Origin of the sequence: Exiguobacterium sp. CH10 (genome assembly GCF_018617635.1) — a bacterium.
Classification (GTDB): Bacteria; Bacillota; Bacilli; order Exiguobacteriales; family Exiguobacteriaceae; genus Exiguobacterium; species Exiguobacterium aestuarii_A.
In genome coordinates, this window is the sequence record NZ_JACSKO010000001.1 from 1,141,342 (window position 1) to 1,156,979 (window position 15,638).

15 protein-coding genes are annotated in these 15,638 nt (G+C 50.4%); 3 read left to right on the forward strand and 12 right to left on the reverse strand.

The window, feature by feature from the left end; translation table 11 throughout:
- Window positions 1-3: 3 nt before the first annotated feature.
- The 8 genes from KNP04_RS05690 to ypfJ all read right to left on the reverse strand — a co-directional run bounded on the left by KNP04_RS05690 (window position 4) and on the right by ypfJ (window position 7,752).
- Entirely contained in the window at window positions 4-1,281 is a 1,278-nt protein-coding gene (locus tag KNP04_RS05690) for a dicarboxylate/amino acid:cation symporter (RefSeq protein WP_214874974.1), read from the reverse strand.
- A 157-nt stretch (window positions 1,282-1,438) separates the two neighbouring features.
- Entirely contained in the window at window positions 1,439-1,942 is a 504-nt protein-coding gene (locus tag KNP04_RS05695; RefSeq protein ID WP_214874975.1) for a YwhD family protein, read from the reverse strand.
- 55 nt (window positions 1,943-1,997) lie between these two features.
- Complete coding sequence (locus KNP04_RS05700) at window positions 1,998-3,047, reverse strand: DUF871 domain-containing protein (RefSeq protein WP_214874976.1); 1,050 nt, start codon at window positions 3,045-3,047, stop codon at window positions 1,998-2,000.
- Between the two features lie 60 nt (window positions 3,048-3,107).
- On the reverse strand, window positions 3,108-4,481 hold the full coding sequence (locus KNP04_RS05705) for a PTS transporter subunit EIIC (protein ID WP_214874977.1): 1,374 nt from the start codon (window positions 4,479-4,481) through the stop codon (window positions 3,108-3,110).
- A gap of 14 nt (window positions 4,482-4,495) precedes the next feature.
- Entirely contained in the window at window positions 4,496-5,389 is an 894-nt protein-coding gene (murQ, locus tag KNP04_RS05710; RefSeq protein WP_214821371.1) for an N-acetylmuramic acid 6-phosphate etherase, read from the reverse strand.
- Between the two features lie 101 nt (window positions 5,390-5,490).
- The gene (locus tag KNP04_RS05715; protein ID WP_214874978.1) at window positions 5,491-5,958 is read right to left on the reverse strand and encodes a GNAT family N-acetyltransferase; all 468 of its coding nucleotides are present in this window, start codon (window positions 5,956-5,958) and stop codon (window positions 5,491-5,493) included.
- Window positions 5,955-6,803, reverse strand: a complete 849-nt coding sequence (locus KNP04_RS05720) for a MurR/RpiR family transcriptional regulator (protein WP_074035742.1) — start codon at window positions 6,801-6,803, stop codon at window positions 5,955-5,957. The genes KNP04_RS05715 and KNP04_RS05720 overlap by 4 nt, the downstream gene beginning before the upstream one ends.
- A 94-nt stretch (window positions 6,804-6,897) precedes the next feature.
- On the reverse strand, window positions 6,898-7,752 hold the full coding sequence (ypfJ, locus tag KNP04_RS05725; RefSeq protein WP_214694680.1) for a KPN_02809 family neutral zinc metallopeptidase: 855 nt from the start codon (window positions 7,750-7,752) through the stop codon (window positions 6,898-6,900).
- Window positions 7,753-7,926: 174 nt separating this feature from the next.
- On the opposite strand from ypfJ, the gene KNP04_RS05730 reads away from it, so the two are divergent.
- A complete protein-coding gene (locus tag KNP04_RS05730) occupies window positions 7,927-8,115 on the forward strand; it encodes a 2-hydroxymuconate tautomerase (RefSeq protein WP_012727443.1) in 189 nt (62 codons plus the stop codon).
- Window positions 8,116-8,167: 52 nt separating this feature from the next.
- Here the strand turns inward: KNP04_RS05730 and KNP04_RS05735 are convergent, their stop codons facing one another.
- Genes KNP04_RS05735 through KNP04_RS05745 form a run of 3 tightly spaced genes read right to left on the reverse strand, consistent with a single transcriptional unit; the run spans window position 8,168 to window position 11,746 of the window.
- Window positions 8,168-8,821 carry a hypothetical protein gene (locus KNP04_RS05735; RefSeq protein ID WP_214874979.1) on the reverse strand — a complete coding sequence of 218 codons (654 nt, stop codon included), beginning with the start codon at window positions 8,819-8,821 and terminating at the stop codon, window positions 8,168-8,170.
- Between the two features lie 21 nt (window positions 8,822-8,842).
- On the reverse strand, window positions 8,843-10,429 hold the full coding sequence (locus KNP04_RS05740; protein WP_214694684.1) for a Na/Pi cotransporter family protein: 1,587 nt from the start codon (window positions 10,427-10,429) through the stop codon (window positions 8,843-8,845).
- Between the two features lie 21 nt (window positions 10,430-10,450).
- Entirely contained in the window at window positions 10,451-11,746 is a 1,296-nt protein-coding gene (locus tag KNP04_RS05745) for an HD domain-containing protein (protein WP_214874980.1), read from the reverse strand.
- Window positions 11,747-11,852: 106 nt separating this feature from the next.
- Here KNP04_RS05745 and KNP04_RS05750 point away from each other — a divergent pair, with 106 nt between their 5' ends.
- Complete coding sequence (locus KNP04_RS05750) at window positions 11,853-12,695, forward strand: lipoate--protein ligase family protein (protein WP_214874981.1); 843 nt, start codon at window positions 11,853-11,855, stop codon at window positions 12,693-12,695.
- 8 nt (window positions 12,696-12,703) lie between these two features.
- On the forward strand, window positions 12,704-13,549 hold the full coding sequence (locus tag KNP04_RS05755) for a DegV family protein (RefSeq protein WP_214874982.1): 846 nt from the start codon (window positions 12,704-12,706) through the stop codon (window positions 13,547-13,549).
- 39 nt (window positions 13,550-13,588) lie between these two features.
- On the opposite strand, the gene KNP04_RS05760 is transcribed toward KNP04_RS05755, so the two are convergent.
- A complete protein-coding gene (locus KNP04_RS05760) occupies window positions 13,589-15,538 on the reverse strand; it encodes a glycoside hydrolase family 3 protein (protein WP_214874983.1) in 1,950 nt (649 codons plus the stop codon).
- Window positions 15,539-15,638: the final 100 nt, after the last annotated feature.

A 15,638-nucleotide genomic window follows, 5' to 3' on the forward strand; every position in this document is an offset into this window, starting at 1 on the left:
ATATCATAGCGATGATGAAGAGGTCGCACCCGCTTCATCCCACGAGTCTTCGTCGACTGGTGGTAGATGTTTTTCTTCCAATTTCGAAACGACAACCGCACATGCCGCATCCCCCGTGATGTTGACAGATGTGCGAAGCATATCGAGAATACGGTCGACCCCGATAATGAGGGCAATTCCCTCTACCGGCAAGTTGACCGACTGAAGGACGAGGGCAAGCATGACAAGCCCGACTCCTGGTACACCCGCTGTCCCGATTGAAGCGAGGACCGCCGTAATGACGACCGTCAACAATTGAGTCATTGTTAAATCAGAGGCGAATACTTGCGCGATGAAGATAGTTGCAACACCTTGCATGATGGCTGTTCCGTCCATGTTGACCGTTGCCCCAAGTGGTTGCACGAACGAAGAAATCGAACGTGGCACACCGAGTTTTCTCTGTGCGACTTCCATCGATACCGGAAGCGTCGCATTCGACGAAGATGTCGAGAATGCGAACGTCATCGCCTCATAGAAGTTTTTGAAGAAGAACACTGGGCTCATCTTCCCGATGAAGTAAACGGCTGCCCCGTATACAATCGTTGCGTGTAAGAAGAGCGTCAAGACAACTGCGATCATATACCATGCCATGGCGACGACCGCATCGAGACCGATACCTCCAATCGCCGAAGCAATCAATGCGAATGCACCGTATGGCGCGAGCTTCATGACGATATGGATGAGGTACATCATGATGCGATCACCTTGTTTGACGAATTGACGCCATGTCTTCGCCTTGTCCCCAAGGGCGATTAACGCAAATCCAATCAATGCTGCAAAGACGATGATTTGAAGCATGTTTCCTTCAGCGAGTGCCGTAATCGGATTCGTTGGAATCATATTGACGAATGTCTGTACGATATTTGACGATTCCTCGGTCGCTGTTGACTCAAATTCAAGACCTGTTGTTTGGAAGTCCCCACGTTCCCCTGGTTGTAGGACAGATGCGACGCCCATCGCTAACATAATCGCGAGTGCTGTCGTCGCTAAGAAGAACAAAATCGATTTCGTCCCGACCCGACCTAGCTCTTTCGGGTCCCCGAGACCCATGACGCCTAAAATAATCGAGAAGAAGACAATTGGCACGACTAACATTTTAATTAGATTCAAAAAGATCGTTCCGACCGGAGATAAAATATACGGATTCACAATCTCATAAATTGAATCTGGCAATCCCGCCAATCCGAGACCAACTACAACACCTAGCGCGAGACCGATTAAGATTTTTTTCGTTTCGCTCATCGTATCACCCTTTCTTTTTTTCACAATGTAGTCAGTATATCATAATACTGAATTTTCATACAATTACAAATGAATATCTCTTCAGTTACATAATTTCCTGTTAATCCCAAAAATGCGAAACAAAAAAGATTGGAGACGAAAAAATCGTCCAATCTTTTTACTCGGCGCCTAAGCGCTCGAGCTCTGCATGAAGTTCAGTCGAGTTTGACCAAATTTCTGGGCGATGTTCTTGTAGGAAATTCGCCAATACGCTGCGGGACGGAGCGTCCATCATGTCGATTAAAATCCGACCCTTCAACGATTTGTCCATCTGATTAACGTGATAAGGCAATAATTTATAGCCTCGTCTCGCTTCAACATCTACCAACATGTCACACGCCGCGATGCCGCCATAATAAAAGCCTTCTCGTTTTCGACCGACCGTCACCCAAACGATCCAGTATGGTTTCCCATTCGGTACCGCTTCTTGGTCCGTCAAAAACTTGATGCGCTTCTCGATGGCAGATTTTGCGTGCATCGCACCCATATCGATTGTTGCCGTGCCCGCTTCGACATCGATGATGACCGGGGACATGTTATTTAAACTAAGCGAACCGACACCAAAACCGCCGTGCCCGTCCGTCGCATCGTCTGAAATGATATTAAAATTAATGTCTTTCATGTTCCACCCTCCCTCTCTACTGTACACAATGATATAGGACGGTGGCAATCCTGAGTCACGTCCAGTCAATCTGGAAACGTCTTCCCGGTCCAATGTGACGAATGAGCCGGCGGTCCATTTCAATGACCCGACCGATGACGTTGACTCGTTCATCTGCCGGCAAATCCCGCTTCGTCACTTGCAGTTCTCCCGCATAACGTCCATATCGTTCGTTGTCCAACGTGATGCTGCCGAGCAGTCGTTCTTCTGTATTTTGCGATTGAATCAAATGGTCCCCAGGTCGTCCGTAAGCTCTCGATTCGACCGAGCGAATGACATCTCGGGCTGGGTCCATCCGGTTCGTATGCAGTGTCGGTAATGAATCGACACGGTACTCTGAAGTTGCACGAAGGACGATAATTCCTTCATCGTACGCCTGAAATTGTCGCATCGCCTGATTGGACACACGTGGATCACCAATCAAAATCCGGTCGACCGTCGCTTGTAAATCGATATAACACGAAAGCGGAGACTGATGGCGATGCTCCTCGAGTGTCGGTAACGTTTCATGAAGAGGTCCACGTAACTGTTCATCTCCAGGAATGAACGCCTGTACTTTGATTCCTTGCGCATGTAACCAGGCGTTTCTCTCGTCAAACCAGGAGCGGTCGAGCCCCGTCTCAGGTCGCGGGTAAAAATTATGCCACGCTTCGACGTGGTCACGTCGTAGCCCTTGTCGCAACATCTCTTCAAGCTCTGTTTCCGTGAGTGTACTGGCATTGAGTGCGACCATCATATGTCGTGACAAGTCGGCCACTTGTTTCGGTGTGACGCCATAGTCGACACGTAACCCCGTGACGCCCCAGTCCAACAGTGTATGGGCATCATTCCAGTCCTTGCCGAGCGCCTGTAGAGATGACGGGGCGATGTCTGCCACGAGCTCCATCTCAAGCCGTTTTGCCAACGCTCCTAACTGCTGGAGCCGTTCTGTATATAACGTCGAATCGTCTTCTGGAATATGAAGCGATGTGAAGATGCTTGTAAACCCGCTCTCTCGCATGCGTTCGATCCAATCAATAGACGCAGACGTCAGTTCCTCACTTAAGTAAACGGAAATCCCTTTCATCTATTCCCCTCCTCACAAAACGTATAGAAAAAGATGACTCGACCGAGCCATCTTTGTTTGTCAAATCCCGTCTGCCATCTCTTCTTTGAAGCCGAAGAAATAAGTGAACAAGAAGCCTGCCGTATAAGAAATCAATAGTCCGGCGACATACGTCAAGTACATTCCGTCGTCAATCAGTGGCGTAAGGGATAGACCCGATACGCCAATTCCAAGTGCAGCCGTCTTCATCGTTGCTTGGAAAGCACCACCGACCGCGGCGCCGAGACATGCCGTTAAGAACGGACGTCCGAGCGGAAGCGTGACCCCATATAAGAGCGGTTCGCCGATTCCGAGGAAACCGACCGGGATGGCCCCTTTGATAATATTACGGAGTCGCGGGTTGCTTGTCTTCACAAAGATTGCAAGCGCCGCACCGACTTGACCGGCACCCGCCATCGCCAAGATTGGAAGGAGCGCCGTCGTCCCAACTGTGTTTAACAGTTCTAAATGAATCGGCGTCAAACCATGGTGTAATCCGACCATGACGAGTGGTAAGAAGAAGCCGGCCAAAAGTGCCCCGGCGACGGGGCCCCCGACTTCAAGCGTCGCATTGATTCCTCGCATGATCCCATCTGACAATACACCCGCGACCGGCATGATCGCATAGAGTGCCGTAAATCCGACGATGAGGACCGTGAAGAGTGGTGTGAAGATAATATCGATCGATACCGGCATGAAGCGACGAATGTGCTTCTCAATATAAGTCATGAGCCAACCGGCAAAAATGACACCGAACAAGCCACCGCGTCCGACGACGAGCGGTTCCCCATAAATGACGATGTCCGCAAGGAGCGGGTTGAACAGAATCCCCCCGGCAATCGCCCCGAGCACCGGTGTCCCCCCGAACTCTTTCGCTGTGTTCCACCCGACAAGGATGGCTAAGTATGCAAAGACTGTGCTACCAAGCACGAGCAAGATCTGCATCCACGTCTCCGTTCGGTCGACACCGGCGTTGACAGCAAAGTTCGCCGCACCGTTGATAATTCCTGAAGCAACGAGACCTGGAATGAGCGGAATGAAGATATTCCCGAGTCGACGGAGGAATCGTTTGAACGGTGACTTTTGCTTCTCTTTTACTTTTTGACGTTCGACCGCTGCGCGTTCCTCTGGCGTCAAGTTCGCGTCCACGGACTCTTCTCCGATTGCAAGGCCCGTCTCATGACTCATATAATCCGCGACCCGATTCACCGTTCCCGGACCGACGACGACTTGTAACGTCTCATCATCAATGACACCCATGACGCCATCAATCTTCTTCAAGGCGTCAAGATCGGCTTTGGTCGGATCCTTCAACGACAGCCGGACACGCGTCATACAGTGAGCGAGTTGACGAATGTTCTCTTTCCCCCCGACATGTGCGAGGATGTCCCGTGCTAAAACCTCTTCTTTCTTCATCTCGATTTTCCCCCTTATAGCGCCTCGCGGACAAACCCGTTCGCACGCTCTAATCGTTTGATTGCTTCTTCGTAAGAGACGTCCGCCAAAATCATGACGATTGCTGTTTTGACATGTCCTTTAGATGACGCAAAATAACGCGCGGCCGTGTCCATGTCGACCCCTGTCGCTTCTGCGATCATCCGCTTGGCACGTACTTCTAATTTTTCGTTCGTCGGTTTCACGTCGACCATCAAATTTTGATACACTTTGCCTACTCCAATCATCGACGTTGTCGAAATCATGTTGAGGACCAATTTTTGTGCCGTTCCTGCCTTCAATCGTGTCGAACCGGTCAACACTTCCGGTCCTGTCTCCGCTTCAATGGCATAGTCTGCATGTCGACTAATGATTGCGTCCTGATTACAAGAGATGGCCGCAGTGGTTGCTCCAACTTCCCGTGCATAATCGAGACCTCCAATCACATATGGCGTCCGTCCGCTCGCCGCAATCCCAATGACAGTGTCGTCCGCCGTCAGTTGAAGCGCTTTCAAATCATCGACTGCCAATTCCTTGCTGTCTTCTGCTCCCTCGACCGCTTGAATGAGCGCACGCTCGCCACCGGCAATCAACCCGATGACCTGATCCGGGGACACCCCGAACGTCGGTACGCACTCTGCGGCGTCTAAAATGCCTAAACGTCCACTCGTACCCGCCCCGATATATATCAAGCGACCACCTTTACGAAAGGATGCGATGACCCGCTCCACAACTTGCGCGATGACAGGAATCTGATGTTGAATCACTTGCGGGACTTGTTGGTCCTCACTGTTCATGATCGTCAATCGCTCCTCAATTGACATCTCATCTAGTTGCATCGTTCGTTCATTCCGTCTTTCTGTAGCCAATTTCTCTAGCATCGCCACCATCCTTTCTTCTCTATGGTTTCATCGTACTACATTGAAATTTAAAGTCAATTTATTATTAGAATTAATTGAAACTAAGTTTCATAATTGAGTGAAAGAAAAACTCACTCCGGTCGAATGAGTTGTTTCTTCAGGACATGGACGCGCACGCCTTTATTCGTAATAGAATCCTTTTCGTATACATAGCCGTTTCGCTCCCAAAACCGAAGAGCGCGAAGATTGTCCGGAAGGACCCCTAATCGAAACACCGTCTGATAGGGGCGCATATACTCTTCTTCCACTTGTTCATATAACGTTTGCGCCAAGCCCGTCCCGTGAAGGGTTTCCTCGACGACGAACAATCCGAGCCAAAGCGAACCGTCCACGGGATGTCGTTTCAACAGGTCCACGATGGCGACAATCTGTCCATCTTTACGAATAATCAGACTGACGGTGCCATCCTCTTCGAAATCCGCCACGTTCTCATCACGGAACTTTTGTATAGACTGTCCATTCAACATAGCGAAGGTACGCTGCTTTACCAAAAAGTCTTCCAACTCCTGTCGATCTTCTTTCGAATACGGTCGGATCATCGGCGCAACTTCACCATCTCATCTCGCGCTTCTGCGTAGCGATCGATCAGACCTTCTCCTTTTCGGTGCAAGAGACCCATATATAACGTATCGACAATCGTCAATTGCGTCATCCGCGAGGCGATGCTCGCAATCCGAAAATCACTCTCGACGTTCGGCGTACAAAGGCGCACATCCGCTTCTCGGTAAAGTGGCGACTTGTCCAAGTTCGTGATAGCGATGACGGGAACACGTTTTTTCTTGGCGAAACGAACGAGTTCGAGCACATCTTTCGTCCGACCCGACGTGCTGATGGCGACGAATACGTCTGATTTTCCTAAATGCGGAATCAACGACAACATATAATGAAAGTCCGACGATGTCGTAGCCGCATACCCGAGCTTCGTGAATTTATATTGTGCATCCATCGCTGCGGTCGATGACCCACCGACCCCATAAAAGATGACACGGTTCGCGCGCGCGAATAAGTCCACCGCATGTTCGAGCTCACGTTTGTCCATCGCTTCGGCACACGCCTCGATGGCCGCTTTATTCACATGGATGACTTTTTGAAACGAATCGTATGGCGTATCCTTTTGCTGGAGAACGTTGAAGTCCGTCAATGTCGTTTCGGTGACGGCCAAGTCTTTCACGAGCGCAAGTTTAAATGCTTTAAAGCTATCAATCCCGACCACGCGGGCAAAACGGACGATACTCGCCTCGGACACATCCGTCTTTTGGGCAAGTTCTTTCGTCGTCATATTTGGAATGAGCGTTGAATGGGACAAGATATAGTCTGCGATTTTCTTTTCAACCGCCGTCATATCGTCTTTTGCTAAATCGATTTTCGTAAGTAAGGATTCCATCGGGTCATCCCCTTCCTGCAACTGTTGTTCTTTTATGATAGCGGATTCTTTCCTCATATTCCAATCGGCTAAAAAGGTCGAGCGTGCGCTCGACCTATAAGTTGTTCGTATTGAACGTATCCCCACCTTGAATCGACCCGTTCTCAAATCCTCTTTCGAACCAGCGCATCCGCTGTTCCGACGTACCGTGCGTGAACGAGTCCGGCGTCACATATCCTCGCGCCTGTCGTTGTAGCGTATCGTCACCAATCTGATGAGCCGCATTCATCGCTTCTTCGACGTCCCCTGCTTCAAGGTAACCGAGTCCTTGTGCATGATGCGCCCATACGCCTGCATAGTAGTCCGCCTGTAACTCGAAACGGACGAGATAGCGATTGAATTCAGTCTCGCTCATCTCGTTCCGAAGCGGCATAATCTCTTCTGTCGTTCCGAGAAGCGTCTGGACATGGTGCCCGACCTCATGGGCGACGACGTATGCCATCGCAAAATCACCCGGCGCATTGAAACGCTGACTCAGCTCATCATAAAAACTCAAATCAATGTATAGCTTTTGGTCACCCGGACAGTAGAAAGGACCGACCGCCGATCCGGCGATGCCACATGCGGATTCGACTTGTCCCGAGAACAAGACGAGCGTCGGTTCCTGATACGTCATGCCGTTCTCCGCAAAAATATCCGTCCATACTTCTTCTGTATCTTTCAAGACGACCGCGACGAAATCCGCCATCTCCTCTTCTCGCTCCGTACCGGTGTATGTTCCTTCGGTTTGTGGCTCGCCTAGTCCGATATTGTTGACGAGGTCGGTCGGGCTTCCCCCATTCAATAACGTAAAGACGATGACGAGAATCAATCCGAGACCACCCCCGACCCCGGCAATTCCTTTTCCTCCAATGCTACGCCCCCGTCGATCTTCGACATTACGACTCTGTTGTCTACCTTTCCACTTCATCTGCATTCCTCCTACATTCGCTCTGTTGCATTCCTCCTACATTCGCTCTGTCTTGTTCCTTACCCGAAATGTCGAAAAAATGAGCGCATGCTTTGAGGTGGACGAGAATTTTTCTTTTCTCGAAGAAGCGGATTCACTACAATGAAAGAGACTTCAGCAAAGGAGGAATGACCCATGCCTTACGTAACAGTAAAAATGCTCCCGGGCCGGACCGTGGAACAAAAACGTGCGTTGATTGAAAAAGTGACGGATGCCGTCTCCGAGACGACGAACGCTCCGAAAGAGAACATCACTGTCTTCATCGAAGAGATGGATGCGACGCACTATGGTCAAGCCGGCGTCATGCACGCGGACAAGAAATAAGTGACGAGCGGACTCCTTGAATCGGGGTCCGTTTTTTTGTCTAAGCATTACGTCAAATATGTATATGTTGAACTTCTTGAATCTTCGCTTGTAGCCCACAAAGAACCTCTTCAATGAAATCATCGACCTCTGGAGGTGACATATATACATATTCATGCCGGGGGTCAAACGGATGGGTTTTATAGAAGGACGTGATGTTTTGAATTTGTTGTCCTGTCTGTCCTTGAGGGAAGAACGGTAAGACGTCTTCGAACGCGTCAATGTGACAGAAATCCGTCCAAAAGATATGATTCGGATGTTTTGCCAAGTACTCAAAGTCGATCCCGTACCAGTCCGTTTTGACTAAGCGTGTGTAGTCTGGTGTTCCAACGATTGCCTGTACAATCGGTTCTTCTTTTTTCGCACGGGTCAACCGCACCCAATATTCGTCTGTGACCAGATGAAAATAGTAACCGACTAAATAAGACCATTCTGTATTCGATTTTGTGGTCCCTCCATCTAAATACGTCTGTTTGAACAAATCAGAAGAGATCCCGTTCTCTGTTTTGAAATGCGTGATGGTTTTCGGTGGTTCAGGACGTCCATCCGCTCCGACCAACCCACAGTCTGGACCGATATTTCCTACTAAAAAAGGTATACGCTCAAATGCGGAATCCGTCTCGAGAATCCGCTCCGCGATACGAAAGTGAGTCACCCATGTCGCCATTTCCACTCCTCCATTTCTAGTTTAGTCTTCTCGGTTCACTTCGAACCGTTCACTCGGCACAGTCGGCTTAATCAAGTGCCGTGTTGCCCGCCAAATGTGATAACCGATACGGTCAAGCCACAGCAATACTTGTACTTTTTGAATCGTCTGGTCCATCTCCAACTGATTCGCCGCTGTTTCTTCAAGCAGCTCAGAGCGATGTGCCTTCCGATATTCCGCCAACTGTTTTGACGCCTGTTTCCACATCTTCGAGTCTTCCGGTGGCGTATGATGATTCAATTGATGAACGAGATCGAGTTCGTGCAAGACGAGTTCCCGCGCCGCTAAAAAGTCCGTGTCCCGCAGTGACTGGACCGGTTCGATTTCTCGCAATACGTACAACCACCGTTCGAGATGGTCGATTGTATGCAGAAGGGACAAGTGTTGCCCGTAGTCATTTTGCTTTCCGACATCGTCTAGACGAATCGTACTCAAAAAGACGCGGACATCGCTCAGCGTCTTGTCGACGAGCGTCAACTCATCTTCCCGGAGACGTCCCTCCCGGACGAGCAACTCAGTCTCGTTCCCTAAATAGCGTTCAATCTCGAGTAAAGATCGCCGCGCCGCCTCAAGGGCGACCGTCGGGAGTTGGGACATGTTCTTGTCGAGCAGACGTGTCAGTTTTTCTGCTCGGCTCGGGATCCATTTTAGTAAGCGCCTTGCGAACGACTGATAAAATGGTAGGAACAAGAGGACGCCTAACACATGGAACGTCGTATGGAACAAGGCGAGGCGTAACAAGTCGTTCCAGTTGAACCAATCGGCTACTCGATTGACGACAAAGAAGAGAACGGGGAACGTCAGCCATCCGATGAGGACGATTGACACGTGGTAGATCGCATGCCCCAATACAATGCGTCGGGCCGACTTCCAGCCTCCAATTGAACCGAGTGCCACGACAAGACTCGTCCCAGCACTTTGACCGAGTACCAAAAAAGCGGCTTGCGGAAGTGAAATCGCGGCGGTCGCAAGAGCCGTCATCGTTAAGACGAGCCCAATCGTCGACGACTGAAGGACAACCGTCATCGCAAACCCGATGCCAATAAGGAACGCCTGTTGAGGAAAACTCATCGCCCCGCTTGGTCCGAACGAGAACGTGACTACATCTTGCATCGCCTCCTGTAGCGTCCCAATCCCGACAAAAATCAGACCGACACTGACGAACAATAGCCCGATTCGTCGTAGACGTGGTCCTGAGAGACGAAGTGCCATCCCGAGCCCAATGAGCGGCAAGAACACTTGACGTACGTCAACGTTATAACCAAGGACGGCGATGATCCATCCGGTCGTCGCGCTACCCACGTTCGCCCCGATAACGAGCGGCAATGCTTGCGTGAACGTGATCAATCCGGCGCTCACAAAACCAATCGTCATCAATGTCGTGACGGTAGAGGATTGAAATAAAGCCGTCAACATCGCGCCAAGTGTTGCCCCCGACAACGAGCCATCGGTGAATTGGTTCAACCGATGACGTAGTCGTGTACCGGCCCATTTTTTGAGCGTGTCTGTGAGTAACGTCATCCCGAGTAAAAAAATCCCGATGCCACCAATCAGTGTCGCAATCTCCATCGTGTCACGCCCCTTTTCGGGTTATTCGGATTTCAATGTCGACAAGAGCCACGATTTTTCATTCGCATGATCCCTTAAGTTCAGTAACACATCTTCTGGATAATAAATTTTTTCATCCGATTGTCTCGAGTTCAAAATCGACTGGACGAGCATCGACACTTCCGAAATCTCTTTCCGTTCCCCATCGTTCATCTGAAGATAAATGCCTTCATACTTGCCCTGCCCTTTGTACAAATCATACGGCAACTGACTCAACTGATCTTCGAGCAAGTAGTATTTCGGCGAAAGTCCGATGCCTTCCATCGTCTGACGTAGCCGTTCCATATAGCGGACGCGGTTCGCTTCCGGGAAGTTTTTATATTTCAATAAACGACGATTCACGAAACGGCTCGATAAATCGGCTAGAATCGCGTCGTCTTCCTCCATCCATTCCTGGAAATAGAAGTAGACGACCGTCTCGTCCAATTTCAAATATTGTTCAAGCGACATGTTGTTTTGCTCAAAGATCGGTAGGAAATGTTTCGGCATCATCTTGAATGCATAGCCGCTCTCATAAAGTTCTTGTGCCCGCTCGAGAATCGCTTTCAAGAGGAGGTCGCTCGAACGTGTCGCCGGATGAAGGTACACTTGCCAATACATTTGATAGCGGCGCATGATATAGTCTTCAATCGTATGCATTCCCGACTGTTTGACGACGACTTGGTCCTCATCTGGTCTAAGGACACGTAACATACGTTCCAAATCAAATTTTCCATAACTGACACCCGCAAAGTGCGCATCACGTAATAAATAATCCATCCGATCGACGTCGAGCTGCGAACTGAGCATATTGACGATCAAGCGGTTCGGGTGCGTCTTGTTGATGATGGAAGCCACCTCTTCTGCGAACCCGACACCCATCTCCGACAACACTTGGTTGACCTCGGTATCGCCTAAAATGATTCGCTCGGTCCACACTTCATGTCGAACAGAGAAGACGTGTTCGAACGCGTGCGAGAATGGACCGTGACCCACATCGTGCAAGAGCGCCGCCGCTAACAACAGTTCACGGTCGCGGTCATCCCATTCCGGATATTGTTGGAACTGGTCAATCAATTGGCGCGCGATCTCATAGACGCCGAGAGAATGATGGAATCGCGTGTGCTCAGCGCCGTGGAACGTTAAAAAGGACGTTCCAAGTTGTTTGATGCGACGCAAGCGCTGGAACTCTTTCGTGTTGATCAGTTCCCAAATCAGATGATCGTAGACGTAAATATAACGGTGTACCGGGTCTTTAAACACTTTCGATCCAGATAATTGTCCTCGTGACGAGTACATGACATGCCCTCCTACGTTTCGTTATGTTCTAGATTCGACTTCAAACGAATCGTTCCCTCCATGCTATAATGAGAAGGAAAATTATTTGTGAAAAGGAATTAAGTATATGATCCATCCATTATTAAAACAACCGAGCTATCGTGTGATCGACCAATCGAGCCTTGGCACGATGTTTCAAGCGGAACAATCGTTCGCGACTGATGACACGTTATGTGCTTCAACCCAACAATCAGGCGCTGTCTTACGCGCATGGGTACACACGAATACGATTGTACTCGGAATTCAAGATGCAAGGTTACCTCATTTAAAAGATGGGGTCCGGTATTTGCACGAGCGCGGCTTCCGACCGGTCGTCCGTAACTCGGGTGGGCTCGCCGTCGTGTTAGACGAGGATGTCTTGAACTTATCTTTAATCTTACCCGAGAATGACGGCATTCAAATCGACAGCGGCTATGAGGCCATGACTTCCCTCATCCAACACATCTTCCAAGACGTCACGAGCGACATCGTCCCAGGTGAAGTCGTCGGCTCGTACTGTCCGGGAAGTTTCGACTTGTCGATTGACGGCAAAAAGTTCGCCGGTATTTCACAACGACGCGTCCGTGGCGGCGTCGCCGTTCAAATTTACTTGAGCGTAAGACAGAGCGGGAGCGAACGTGCCGAAATCATCCGAGACTTTTATGATTTAGCCATCCAAGGGGAGGTAACCAAGTTCACGTACCCGACCATTGTACCGGAAACGATGGCTTCGTTAGAAGACTTGCTCGGTATCCCCCTTACGGTTCAGGACGTCCTCACACGGGCCTACCGCGTTCTTTCCACAGTCAGCACGCTCCAAAACGCGTCACTGACGGCTGAAGAGCAAGCGACACTCGTGAGTCAACTTGACCGGATGTGGAAACGGAATGAACCATTACGCGAGATTGAACAACAATTAACAGAGGAGTGATTCATCCAATGTTTAAACTGATCACAGACACCGGGGCCGATTTGACACACGATCAAATCATCGAGTACGGTCTTGAGATTTTACCGCTCGGTGTCATCATCGACAACGAAGAGTTTTTAGACGGGGAGACGATTCAACCGAAAGACGTGTACGATGCGATGCGTCAAGGTAAGACACCGAAGACGTTCCAAATCGAGGCGTCGCGAATCGAGCATTGTTTCCGTCAACATCTTGAAGCCGAAATCCCGTTTTTATACCTTGCTTTCTCTCGAGAACTCTCCGGTACATATCAAACGGCTGTCATGGTCGGTGAGATGCTCAAAGAGGAGTATCCAGACAGCAAGTTCAAGATTATCGATACGCGAACGGCTTCCGTCGGACAGGCATTGTTCGTCAAGACGGTCGCGGAGTACGGGCAAGACCATACGTACGAAGAGACGGTCGCGTATGCCGCTTCGCTCGTCGGAAAGATCCGTCACTTGTTCACGGTCGAGTCACTCGAATACTTGATGCGCGGCGGACGTGTCTCGAAAGCGAGTGCTTTCATCGGTGATTTGTTGACGATTCTGCCGTTACTGACGGTCGAGGACGGGAAACTCGTCCCGATTGAAAAGGTACGTGGTCATAAAAAGGTTATGCGCCGTATGGTCGAATGGACGATGGAATCGAAGCCACTCGTCGAGAACGGGGATCTTTTCATCGGTCACGGTGACGACCCTAAAAAAGCGGAACAGTTCGAGAAGATGGTCCTTGAGCATGTTCAACCGAAACACGTCACGAAAACACTTGTCGGCTCTGCCATCGGTGCCCATACCGGTCCAGGTCTACTCGTCATCGCCTATTTCGAGGCATAGAAAAATGAGCTCCCCGCCATCGGGTGAGCTCATTTTCATTTAGCGATTCCAGTTCGTAAATCCATCTCCAAACTGTGCATAGTTCTCGTCTTGGAACACACCGTCCACAAATTTCGGTACGTCTACTGGCAACGTCCCTTGCGGCTTCACTTCACCGAAGATGGCACGAATGCCCGCCGGCAAGTTTGGTCCGGCCGATTTCAGGTTCCCTGCTTCTGAGTCCGGTCCGTTCGGATCACCTTTGAACCCATAGATCAAGAGCTGCGCCGGAGCGTCTGGCTGAACGGCGACATCGTATGGGTTACGTAAGCTGAGCAAGACCGACTTCTTCCCTGTCTCGTTTGCGTAACGGAACACTTCAGCCGGCACGTAATGTTCGGCTGATGTCGGCTTCAATTTCGCGCTATTGTTCACGTTCGAACCGACGATAATGTAATCGGCTGCCTCGACTTTTTGCTGAAGTGCCGGATTTTGCGTTAAGTGTGGCGTTGATGCCGAATAGTTGGCCGTGATGACGTTCACGCCTTTCATATTCCCAGCGTTCTTCTCAAGCGACTTGATTGTCTTCACCATACTGTCCGTCTGATCTTTTGCTGGTGACAAGACGAGCACCGTGTCCCCTTTTTTCGGTTTGAACGGGAGTGTCTTGTCCTCATTCTTCACGAGGGTGACGGCTGCTTCTGCGATTTCACGCTCTTTCGCTTTATGCTCCGCACTACCTACGACTGCGGTCGCTTCTGCGAGCTTCGCCTCGAGCGTCGTCGAGTCAATCGTCTCTCCCCAAATGCCGCGTTCTGCCTTCAGTTTTAAAATACGCTCGACCGACTCATCGATAGTGGCCTCTGATAAACGCCCATCCTTCACCGCTTGGATGACTTCTTCAAAGATAGCTTCGAGTTTGATCACGTCTGCCTCTGAACGCAAAATCGTCGGCATGAGCGCGATATCGACGCCTGCCTCAAACGTCTTGATGACTGCCTCTGCTTCCGTGAAGTTGTCCGTGATGGCTTGCATATTGAGCGCATCGGTCACAACAATCCCATCATATCCGAGCTCCTCACGAAGCACTCCTGTAATGACGTCGTCCGAAAGTGTCGCCGGGAGCGGGAACGTGCCGCGATCCGACTCGACGACCTCATCTTCGATTTGTGGCATACCGATGTGTGCCGTCATAATCATATCGATCCCTTCCGTGATGGCACGTTTAAACGGGAGCAACTCGAGACCGCGCAACTCGTCGAGCGACTTATCGACAACCGGTAACCCATAATGCGAGTCGACCGCCGTATCCCCATGACCCGGGAAATGTTTCGCCGTCGCTGCGACACCTTGGTCTTGAATGCCTTGCGTCATCGCCGACCCGAGTTCGCCGACGAGTTCAGGGTCGCTCGAGAATGAACGGACCCCGATGACCGGGTTTCCTGGATTGTTGTTGACGTCGAGTACCGGTCCGAAGTTCACGTTTACCCCGAGTGCGTTCAATTCAGAACCGATGATGTTTCCGGCGTCATACGCATATTGACTGTTACGAGTCGCCCCGATGGCCATGTTTCCAGGTAAGTTCGTCCCTGTCCCGAGACGCGTCACGATACCCCCTTCTTGGTCAATCGTGACAAAGAGCGGAATGTCATTACTGTCGTCTTGCTTCACGACTTCTTGCAGATCATGAACGAGTTTCGTCGTCTGTTCCGTCTCCTTCACGTTCTCCGCAAACAGAATCACGCCACCGAGATCAAAACGATCAATCACACGCGCCACTTCCGGTGCAAGAGATGTATGATTTGCCCCGTTCCAAAGTCGGAAGTCCGGCATGATCATCTGCCCGATTTTTTGTTCGAGCGTCATCGATTCCAGCTTCGTGTTGACGCGCTGGTCAATCGACATCGTCGGCGTTCCTTCCGCTACGACCGCATCCGCTGCCGGAATCGATGAAACGAGTAGTGCCGTCGTCAATCCGAGTGTTGCTGTCCAGTTCAATGCCTTGTTCATGTTCCCACTCCCCTTAGTCCAATTTGACTGACCCCCAAACGAAAAGGCATGGAGGAAGAAGCGTTGCCTCATCAACGCTCGTTCACCCCATGCCTGATCG